The organism is Bacteroides sp. AM23-12 (genome assembly GCF_003434395.1).
In the GTDB taxonomy this organism is placed as follows: domain Bacteria; phylum Bacteroidota; class Bacteroidia; order Bacteroidales; family Bacteroidaceae; genus Bacteroides; species Bacteroides thetaiotaomicron.
In genome coordinates this window covers 44,925-54,592 of the sequence record NZ_QTLF01000030.1, presented here as the reverse complement: position 1 = coordinate 54,592, position 9,668 = coordinate 44,925, and the positions used below count along the sequence as shown (strand labels likewise).

Below are 9,668 nucleotides of genomic sequence, written 5' to 3'. Positions count from 1 at the left end.
TTGAGCCTTGTCCCGGCAGCAAGTGCCGGGCAGAGCGAAACCGCACCGGGCATTGAAAACGACTGAGTACACACCGCATGGGCTACCATCGCATAGGCTGTCGCTTGTGGCCCGGATTGCCGGATTGCTATCACACACCTGGCAGGATCTACACCTGATCATCCCGATATCTCACTCGTTATGATAGCAGATCTTTCGCCGGCAGCTGTTCCTGGAGAAACCATTTGCTATCACATTTATTCAGATCGAGATCTTCTTCCGGAGAAATCAGCTATCACCTTTCCGACTGACATCGGCAGGATGCTCTACTTCCGGTCATCCTCCATCGTCTGCTGCAATCTTTCGAATGCTTTGAGGAAATCTCCCACAGCGATTTTCTGATCCTGGTACTTGCGTTGCAATTCTCCCTTCTCCCGTGCCTCCTGCTTGTAGTGGGCACAGAATCGGGGGTATTCCTTCACGATATACTTTATCGCTTCACTGCCGCTTTTCTTTCCGGTGATGGATTTGAGCACTTCCATCTGTGCGGCCTCTTCGGCTGTCAGCCGTAGCGTGAGGATGCTCACTTTTTCGCTCATAATTGCCCGCCTCCTTCACTTGCCGATTCATTAACAGCCGCTTTGCCGGCCCGATTTTCATTATTCAGTTTCGCCGCCCTGTCGAATGCTTCGACATACGTCCGGCACTTGATTCCGTAACGTTCGATCTTGACGCCTGCGGCTGTCACTTCATGAGCCACGCACCATCCTATACGCATTTTGCGGGGATAGTACAGCGTTTCTTTTGTTGTATTTTCGTTCATTGTTTTTCGTTCTTTTGAGTGATCAATCAGGAGGCTTCTTTCGCTTTACCGCCCGGGCTTCCTCCGGCCACTAGTCCCATTGCATCCCGCAGTCGCTTCAACAGGAATAGACGCGGCATTTTGAGACGTTTGTTTCCGTGCATTTCGGCAAGAATAGACCAGACAGGATTTCCGATTTCTCCATGCCGTGAGAGCTGCAGTACCTCCTCCAGCTCTCTTTGCGACAGATTGTAGGGACGCAGCGTGTTTATCAGCCCCTGCGGATTGCGCTGTTTCTCTTCCTCCGCCTTCACATCCGCCTGTGGCGGTTGATGCCTGGCGATATCCGGTTTGGAGCTACGGTCCTCACCCAATACGGTAGAAGAAAGTAAAACTCTTGCTTCCTCCTCCGTAAGCGCTCCGGAAGGCTGCGGGGGAGTAGAGGAGGATTTTCTTTGTTTTTCTTTTATTTTCTTTTCTTTGTCTGTTTTTTCCGGAATGTTTCCGGAACTTTCCGGAGTATTCTGGAAAGTTTCCGGAGTACTCCGGAATTTTTGTTCGGCCAATGTTGCCTGATTCGGTGTATCGTGTTCCGCCGCCCCGGCCCCGCCTTCGAAGAGTGGCATCGCTACAGGCTCCCTCATCGGCTGTTCCGGTTCTACAAGCAGGATTTCGAGCGGTATGTATGATTTCTTCTTGCTGATCTTGCAGATATCGAGATATCGGCTTTGAATGGCACGTGAGGTCAGTATGCATTGCGTCTTCCACATCACGGGGTCGAACAGGCATACTTCGGCACAGTAACCGATGATCTCCTTCACCCGTGCTTCGTCCATGTCCCAGTAGTCGGCACAGTCAAAGAGCTGATCTTCCGTCCAGCGGATATATGCGCCTTCCACACGGTAGATTTCGTTCAGCGCGTATTGGTAGACAGCGTATCCGTCGCATCCGTATTTCTTCTTCAGACGCTTTATCTTAATGTCCTGAAAGCGGTCCGTTTCCGCTTTGTAGTATGAAAAACCGTTCTTGCTCATATTCTTTTGCTGTAATTGGATGCCAGATAATTCATGATTTCTTCTTTGTTGTATAGGAACGTTCCGCCCAGCTTGTAGAAGGGAATAGCCTGCGCTGCACGCAGGTTTCTCAATGTTGAATTGCTGACGTTGAGTAGCTTACACACATCTGCAGAGCGAATAAATGTCACATCTTCGGAGACATTGTCGAGTATGACGGGGGTAACGGGCTTGTACTTCGCTTCTTTCCGTTCCTGTTCATTGGCTGTACTTTCGGTTTTCATGATTTTCATGCTATTGTTCTTTGTTTTCATTGTTCTACTTCTTTATAGGGATTAATATTCATTTTTTATGTATTTGAAAGCTATTCGGTCGAGATCATTCAGTTGGTTGCTTTTCAGGGCGTAGATCGTTTTTATAATCCATCCTTTGAGGACAATGCTGCGGTGTCCTTCGACGTTGCCATAGTGCTGCAGTGCGTCATTGAGCGCTTTCCCCATCTTCTGTTCGGAGATGAGGTTCCGTTCGTATGCTATCATGCTGTCGATTGCTTTTTGTTCCAGGGCTTGCTGGATAAGGGTTGCGGTTGTTTTCATTCGTTTGCTGCTTTATTGTTGGGTGATTCTTGTGATTCTTTCCGGGCGTACATTTCTTTGAGGGCCGCCATGTCGTCCATCACTTTTGTGTCCAGAATCTTAGCGTAGATTTGCGTCGTCTTGATACTGGTATGTCCAAGCATTTTCGATACGGTTTCAATCGGTATGCCATGAGACAAGGTAATAGTAGTGGCGAACGTATGCCGGGCCATATGAAACGTGATGTTCTTATCTACTCCCGCTTGCTTGGCCACCTTTTTCAAGTATCTGTTCATCACCTGATTGAGTGGCACGGGGAATATATGATTGTTCCGTTTTCCTTCGTGATATGCCTCATACCTTTTTAATATATTAACGGCAGGTTGTAATAAAGGCAGTATTGCGTGTATGTCAGTTTTTTGCCGATAGTAGCTAAGCCACAGGCTTTTGTCTATGCCGACATTAATATTTTCATTGGTAAGGTTCTCTATATCGACATAGGACAGGCCTGTATATACAGCAAAAATGAAGACATCTCTCACGATAGACAGGTTGGCAGGCAAAGGGACCTCCTCAAGGCTTTTCAGTTCCTTTTCGGAGAGGAATCCCCTTTCCACTTTTGTTTTCTTGGCATTGAGCAGGCAAACAGGGTTTCGGCTTATCCATTCGTTTTGCAAGGCTACATTCATCACCTTTTTGAAACGCTGGATATGTTTTAATGCACCATTGACTGCGCATACGGTATCCCCTTCCCTCCTATACCCTTGAAGATAGGCGTAAAATTCATAAACGAATGCTTTGTCAACAGCAGCCAGGTCATAATCGGAAACGTGGTATTTAATGCGTATGAAATTGAGCAGATGTTTTTTCGTGACGTGATAGCCAATAAATGTACTGGTACGGAGATTCTTTTTCTCCATGATTTCATGGTAGTCGAACAGTGTGCTGATCGTAGAGAACTCATTATCCTGTGTCTGGAACATGAGTTTGAAATTCTCAATGTTCAAGGGATAGCTTTTCTGCCTGATTTTGGCAATGGTATCCTCAATCGTGATCTTCAAATCTTCGATATACCGATTGACTTCTTTATCATTGGCGGTTTTCCCGAGCGACTTTTGCGCAACCGCCGACCATGATTCTGAGCGTAGATGTAGTTTCGTGGGAATTTCGTATCTTTGCCCTGAGATCGTAACCCGACATGAGAGAGGTGACATCTTTTCATTCGTTCTTCCTTTCCTTATCCAGAAAAGAACATTGAAAGTTTGCTTTTTTTGGTTCATCGTTGTTTTTTTTGAGAATCACTCAAAAAAATATCAAAAAAGAGCAATCGTGTCACCGAATTTGTCACCGAATTAGCGTCAACTTTTTTCGGGTGGCATTTGTCAAAGCATGAAAAAACCCGCTAAAATTGCAGTTTTAGCGGGTTTTTGTCATTAAAAAGCTGGTGGTTTGTTGGGCTACCTGGATTCGAACCAGGAATGACAGGACCAGAATCTGTAGTGTTACCATTACACCATAGCCCAATGATTTTCGTTTGCGGGTGCAAAGATATAAATAATTTGGGAATTGCAAACATTTCTGCTATTTTTTTTGCAAAAACTCTCATTTTGCTCCCTTAAGTAGAAGCATCTCCCCTAAAAAACACAAAAATTAAGTCATAACTTTCTTGTATCCAATAAATCACCGTATATTTGTCAAAAATATCACGTTTATAATCAGAAACAAAGGGGAATCCTTTTTTGTTATAAACCAAAAGAGAACATGAATTATTAATTTCAATTACAGGAATGAACGATACGAAAATATTAATTGAAAAAATTAAAGAGGGAATTCAGGAAAAAAAAGGTAAAAACATCATTATTGCTGATTTAACCAGTATAGAAGATACCATCTGCAAATATTTCGTTATATGCCAGGGGAACTCCCCTAGTCAGGTAAATGCTATTGTAGACTCTGTGAAGGAGTTTGCCCGTAAAGGTGCAGACAGCAAACCGACCGCAATCGACGGACTCCGAAATGCAGAATGGGTGGCAATGGATTATTCCGATGTACTCGTACATGTCTTTCTGCCGGAAGTAAGATCCTTCTATAATCTTGAACATCTGTGGGCTGACGCCAAACTTACTCAAATCCCCGATTTAGACTAATCCACAATTATGGACAACAATAATACTAATAACAATAAGCCTAACAATAAGGTGAATATGCCCAAGTTCAATCTGAACTGGCTATATATGATTATTGCCCTCATGCTTCTCGGCCTTTGGTGGAGCAGCGATTCAAGAGGAAGCGGAAGTAAAGTCGTTCCTTACAGCGACTTCCAGAAGTATGTCACTAACGGCTACATCAGCAAAGTGCTGGGCTCTGAGAAAACTCTCGAAGCCCATGTCAAGCCGAATGCCGTAGGTGCAATATTCGGTGCGGACTCCACCAAAGTGGGAAGAAACCCGATTATCACCAGTAACCCTCCTTCCAAGGACAGACTGGATAAATTTCTGCAGGACGAAAAAGCAGCCGGTCATTTTGACGGAATCGCAGATTACCCTGCCGATTCGGATATTTTCCCGGCAATCCTGATTAATATTCTTCCACTGGTTTTATTAATCGCCCTATGGATATTCTTCATGCGCCGTATGAGCGGCGGTGGCGGCGGTGGTGCCGGCGGTGTATTCAATGTAGGAAAATCCAAAGCCCAGCTTTTCGAAAAGGGAGGCTCCATCAAGATTACATTCAAGGATGTAGCCGGCCTGGCGGAAGCAAAACAGGAAGTAGAAGAAATCGTAGAGTTTCTGAAAGAACCTCAGAAGTATACTGACTTGGGAGGTAAGATTCCCAAAGGCGCATTGCTCGTAGGCCCTCCGGGCACCGGTAAGACCTTGCTTGCCAAGGCTGTTGCCGGCGAAGCAAACGTTCCGTTCTTCTCACTGGCAGGTTCCGACTTCGTAGAAATGTTTGTCGGTGTAGGTGCTTCCCGCGTACGTGACTTGTTCAAGCAGGCTAAAGAAAAAGCTCCTTGTATTGTCTTTATCGATGAAATTGACGCGGTAGGCCGTGCTCGTGGAAAAAACCCGGCAATGGGTGGAAATGATGAGCGTGAAAACACTCTGAATCAGTTGCTGACTGAAATGGACGGCTTCGGTTCCAATAGTGGTGTGATTATCCTTGCCGCTACCAACCGTGTGGACGTACTTGACAAGGCATTACTTCGTGCCGGGCGTTTCGACCGTCAGATACACGTAGACCTGCCCGACCTTAACGAACGTAAAGAAGTATTCGGCGTACACCTGCGCCCGATCAAGATAGACGATACAGTAGATGTAGATTTGCTGGCACGTCAGACTCCGGGATTCTCCGGTGCGGACATTGCGAATGTCTGCAATGAAGCTGCGCTGATCGCAGCCCGTCACGGAAAGAAATTTGTAGGCAAGCAGGATTTTCTGGATGCGGTAGACCGTATCATCGGTGGTCTGGAAAAGAAGACCAAGATTACTACAGAAGCGGAAAGACGCTCGATTGCCTTGCATGAAGCAGGACACGCCTCTATTTCGTGGTTGCTGGAATACGCAAATCCATTGATCAAAGTAACGATTGTTCCCCGCGGACGTGCATTGGGTGCCGCCTGGTATCTGCCGGAAGAACGTCAGATCACTACTAAAGAGCAAATGCTTGATGAAATGTGTGCTACCCTCGGAGGACGTGCAGCCGAAGATCTGTTCATCGGACGCATCTCTACCGGTGCCATGAACGACCTCGAAAGAGTTACGAAACAGGCATACGGCATGATTGCTTATTTAGGTATGAGTGACAAACTACCCAACTTATGCTATTATAATAATGAGGAATATTCTTTCAACCGTCCATATAGCGAAAAGACAGCCGAACTCATCGACGAAGAAGTGAAACGGATGGTGAACGAGCAATATGAACGTGCCAAGAAGATTTTGTCCGAACATATGGAAGGACACAATAAACTGGCTCAGTTACTGATCGACAAAGAAGTGATCTTTGCCGAAGACGTCGAACGTATTTTCGGTAAACGCCCGTGGGCATCCCGCTCGGAAGAAATCATGGCTGCCAAAGAAAGCCAGGACGCTGCCAGAGCGGAAAGAGAACTTGCCGAGAAACTGAAAACAGAAGAACAAGAAATCAAAGAAGAGGAAGCTAAAAATTCTGCTCAGGAAGAAGCAACTACAGAAACGAAAATCACTGCGGAAGGAAAAAAAGTAACCGTAGAAGGAAAAGTTACTATAGAAGCAAAATCCAATGAGGAAGAACAAACTACCGAATCTAAATAATTAAAACACGAAGATTTTGATTAGTAATTTTATAAAACGGGCCATTACAGGTATACTCTTTGTTGCCATTTTAGTGGGATGTATACTCTATAATTCTTTCAGCTTCGGCATTCTGTTCATGGCGATCAGTGCACTGACAATCTATGAATTCGGACAGTTAATCAACAGCCGCGCAGAAGGAGTCAATGTAAACAAAACCATTATCATGCTGGGAGGAGCTTACCTGTTCCTCGCAGTGATGGGATTCTGTATCGATGCAGCCGACTCCAAGATTTTCATTCCTTATTTGCTGCTGCTACTCTATTTGATGATCAGTGAGCTGTATCTGAAAAAGGCAAGCCCAATGCTTAACTGGGCATATTCCATGCTCAGCCAGCTTTATATAGGCCTGCCGTTTGCCTTGCTCAATGTCTTGGCATTTCATACTGATCCGGAATATAGCAGCGTAAGCTACAATCCGATCCTGCCATTGTCTATCTTTATATTCCTTTGGCTGAGTGATACGGGTGCATATTGTGTCGGTTCATTAATTGGCAAACACCGCTTGTTTGAACGTATTTCTCCTAAAAAATCATGGGAAGGTTCCATCGGTGGCGGAGTAGTAGCTATCGGAGCTTCTTTTGTCTTGGCACATTATTTCACGATTATGTCAATGTGGGAATGGGCAGGTCTGGCTTTAGTCGTTGTCGTTTTCGGAACATGGGGCGACCTGACAGAATCATTACTGAAACGCCAGCTGCACGTTAAAGATTCGGGAAACATTCTTCCGGGACATGGAGGGATGCTCGACCGCTTCGACAGTGCTTTGATGGCTATACCGGCAGCAGTCTTTTATCTATATGCACTGACTTGGTTTTAATAACAGAATAAATAAAATAAAAGGTCGGAAGCCGCTTTGAAGCACTTCCGACCTTTTTTTTCACACACAGTGTTCGTCAAGGTTTAGGTTTAGTTATTTATAAAAGTTTTGCTATTTAACAAAAGAAGTAGAATGCACATCTTTCGCTTTTTCCGGAACGCCTACCGGATGATCCAAATCAAGAACGATCACTCTTCCTTCTCCATTTTCTTCTGAATTAATAGTCACCTTGAATCCTTTAAATTCTGTTTCAGCTGCATCTTTTGCCGTTGGATAGAACTCTTCCAGATTATAAGAAACTCGTCCCCATCCCCGGTATCCAGTCACATCATCATACGTATTGTAACGTAATTCCAGATGTATATACCCATCTTCATCCACCTTCAAAGCTTCCGGTGTTTCCGGAACTTCCGGTTCTATCTTATTCTGTACAAGACTGATGCGGTGCTTTTCAGAACGAGGCAAATACTGATGGAAGATGATATTCAGAAACTTTCCTCCCAGCCACATATCTCCTTGATAAATCACGATAGGATCATTACCGAATTCCTCTTCATTTTCAGCCGTCATATCTTCCACTTCTTTTGTCAACACTTCCTGAATTCCTTCGATCTTTACCTGAGCACCCTTATCCGTATCAGCCAAAGGATTGAAAAAAGCAACTACTCGTTCACCGTCTACCGGTTTGTACCAAGGAATAGAGCTGACCACCGGATCAATCATACCCCAACGATCACCTTCCAGATAATAACCACCGCCACCGGTAGCACGAACTGTAGCCCAATCCCATCCTATGTCTCCAATTGAGTACCCATCGTCGTCACATGATTGCAGCGCAGGTACCAATGCGAGCAATAACATTACTAAAAGCCAATTAAATTTTTTCATATTTATTCCTCTCTTTTTAATTCTTCTGCTATATAAATAAAAAAGCCGGGCATTTACTGCACCGGCTTTACGTTTATTCAGAAAAAGAAAGTTATTTTTTCAACAGTTCAAGCATTTTGCGAGCAGCATGCTGGGGAGCACCTGCAGGCCCCAACCGATCTGCCATATACTCATATTCGGCAAGCATACGATCCTTATATTCCTGATCTTCAATTAGTTTCTTTAGTTCACTCTGCATATTTCCGACTGTCATTGTATCTGCAACCAACTCCTTTACAACCTCACGATTTGCAATCAGATTGACTAGTGAGATAAATTTCACTTTCAAGATATGACGACGCAAAAACGAAACCACTTTTCCAATCGGTGTATAGTAACAAACCACCTGAGGAACACGGAACAAGGCTGTCTCAAGAGTCGCCGTACCCGAAGTGACCAAAGCCGCCTCCGCATGTTGTAGCAAACGATAGGTCTGGTCAAAGATTATTTTCACTTTAGCCTGCCCTACATATTGTTTGTAATACTCCGGAGCGATGCCGGGAGCACCGGCCAGTACCAGTTGATAATCGGGAAAAGCAGAAGCAGCTTTCAGCATATCCGGCAGATTATCCTTGATCTCCTGTTTCCGGCTTCCCGCCAACAGTGCGATTACCGGTTTATCCTCCAGATTATTATCCGCCAAGAATGCTTCCGAATTTTTAGGATGAGCTTTCTGATAAGCAGCCACTTCATCTACCGTAGGATTTCCTACATAATGTATAGGATACCGGTGCTTCTCTTCAAAAAACTCCACTTCAAAAGGAAGAATGGAGAAAAGTTCATCCACATCACGTTTGATATTCTTTATGCGGTACTCCTTCCATGCCCATATCTTCGGAGAAATATAATAGAAGACAGGAATCTGCGTCTCGAAATGCACAAACTTAGCTATGTTAAGATTGAAACCGGGATAATCGACCAAGATCACCACATCGGGATTCCACGCCACAATATCTTCCTTGCAACGTTTCATATTTGCAAAAATCGTACGCAAATGAAGCAGTACTGGAATAAATCCCATATACGCCAGCTCTTTATAATGCTTCACCATCGTTCCTCCGACGGCAGCCATCAAATCTCCACCGAAAAAGCGGAAATCGGCCTGAGGATCTTCCGCCTTGAGGGCAGTCATCAAATGGGACGCATGCAAGTCTCCGGAAGCTTCACCGACAATCAGATAGTACTTCATGGGAATTTTGAATTAGGAGTTTTGATATT

The 9,668-nt window shown here is 44.7% G+C and carries 11 protein-coding genes and 1 tRNA gene; 3 read left to right on the top strand and 9 right to left on the bottom strand.

The features are described 5' to 3' along the window. Window positions 1–305 precede the first annotated feature (305 nt). From DW640_RS18995 to DW640_RS18965, 7 genes are all read right to left on the bottom strand, one after another. Window positions 306–578 carry a hypothetical protein gene (locus DW640_RS18995; RefSeq protein WP_008764270.1) on the bottom strand — a complete coding sequence of 91 codons (273 nt, stop codon included), beginning with the start codon at window positions 576–578 and terminating at the stop codon, window positions 306–308. After that, on the bottom strand, window positions 575–802 hold the full coding sequence (locus tag DW640_RS18990) for a hypothetical protein (protein WP_117578839.1): 228 nt from the start codon (window positions 800–802) through the stop codon (window positions 575–577). The genes DW640_RS18995 and DW640_RS18990 overlap by 4 nt, the downstream gene beginning before the upstream one ends. A gap of 26 nt (window positions 803–828) precedes the next feature. Continuing rightward, window positions 829–1,815: a DUF4373 domain-containing protein gene (locus tag DW640_RS18985; RefSeq protein ID WP_117578838.1), complete on the bottom strand. Its 987-nt coding sequence runs from the start codon at window positions 1,813–1,815 to the stop codon at window positions 829–831. Next, the gene (locus tag DW640_RS18980) at window positions 1,812–2,108 is read right to left on the bottom strand and encodes a helix-turn-helix domain-containing protein (protein WP_117578837.1); all 297 of its coding nucleotides are present in this window, start codon (window positions 2,106–2,108) and stop codon (window positions 1,812–1,814) included. Before DW640_RS18980 ends, DW640_RS18985 begins: the two co-directional genes overlap by 4 nt. Before the next feature lie 21 nt (window positions 2,109–2,129). After that, window positions 2,130–2,390 carry a hypothetical protein gene (locus DW640_RS18975; RefSeq protein WP_117578836.1) on the bottom strand — a complete coding sequence of 87 codons (261 nt, stop codon included), beginning with the start codon at window positions 2,388–2,390 and terminating at the stop codon, window positions 2,130–2,132. Next, entirely contained in the window at window positions 2,387–3,649 is a 1,263-nt protein-coding gene (locus DW640_RS18970) for a site-specific integrase (protein ID WP_117578835.1), read from the bottom strand. The genes DW640_RS18975 and DW640_RS18970 overlap by 4 nt, the downstream gene beginning before the upstream one ends. A 172-nt stretch (window positions 3,650–3,821) precedes the next feature. Beyond that, window positions 3,822–3,892 (bottom strand) — tRNA-Gln (locus DW640_RS18965). Between the two features lie 264 nt (window positions 3,893–4,156). On the opposite strand from DW640_RS18965, the gene rsfS reads away from it, so the two are divergent. From rsfS to DW640_RS18950, 3 genes are read left to right on the top strand one after another with little or no spacing between them, the layout of a single operon-like run. Next, the gene (gene rsfS / locus DW640_RS18960; RefSeq protein ID WP_008764242.1) at window positions 4,157–4,516 is read left to right on the top strand and encodes a ribosome silencing factor; all 360 of its coding nucleotides are present in this window, start codon (window positions 4,157–4,159) and stop codon (window positions 4,514–4,516) included. Between the two features lie 9 nt (window positions 4,517–4,525). Next, window positions 4,526–6,664, top strand: a complete 2,139-nt coding sequence (gene ftsH / locus DW640_RS18955; protein WP_199610428.1) for an ATP-dependent zinc metalloprotease FtsH — start codon at window positions 4,526–4,528, stop codon at window positions 6,662–6,664. Window positions 6,665–6,680: 16 nt separating this feature from the next. After that, window positions 6,681–7,523, top strand: coding sequence for a phosphatidate cytidylyltransferase (locus DW640_RS18950; RefSeq protein ID WP_016269491.1), 843 nt, complete (start codon window positions 6,681–6,683; stop codon window positions 7,521–7,523). 111 nt (window positions 7,524–7,634) lie between these two features. Here the strand turns inward: DW640_RS18950 and DW640_RS18945 are convergent, their stop codons facing one another. Next, window positions 7,635–8,411 carry a NigD-like protein gene (locus tag DW640_RS18945; protein WP_117578834.1) on the bottom strand — a complete coding sequence of 259 codons (777 nt, stop codon included), beginning with the start codon at window positions 8,409–8,411 and terminating at the stop codon, window positions 7,635–7,637. Between the two features lie 91 nt (window positions 8,412–8,502). Further along, window positions 8,503–9,639, bottom strand: coding sequence for a lipid-A-disaccharide synthase (gene lpxB / locus DW640_RS18940; protein ID WP_008760919.1), 1,137 nt, complete (start codon window positions 9,637–9,639; stop codon window positions 8,503–8,505). Window positions 9,640–9,668 lie beyond the last annotated feature (29 nt).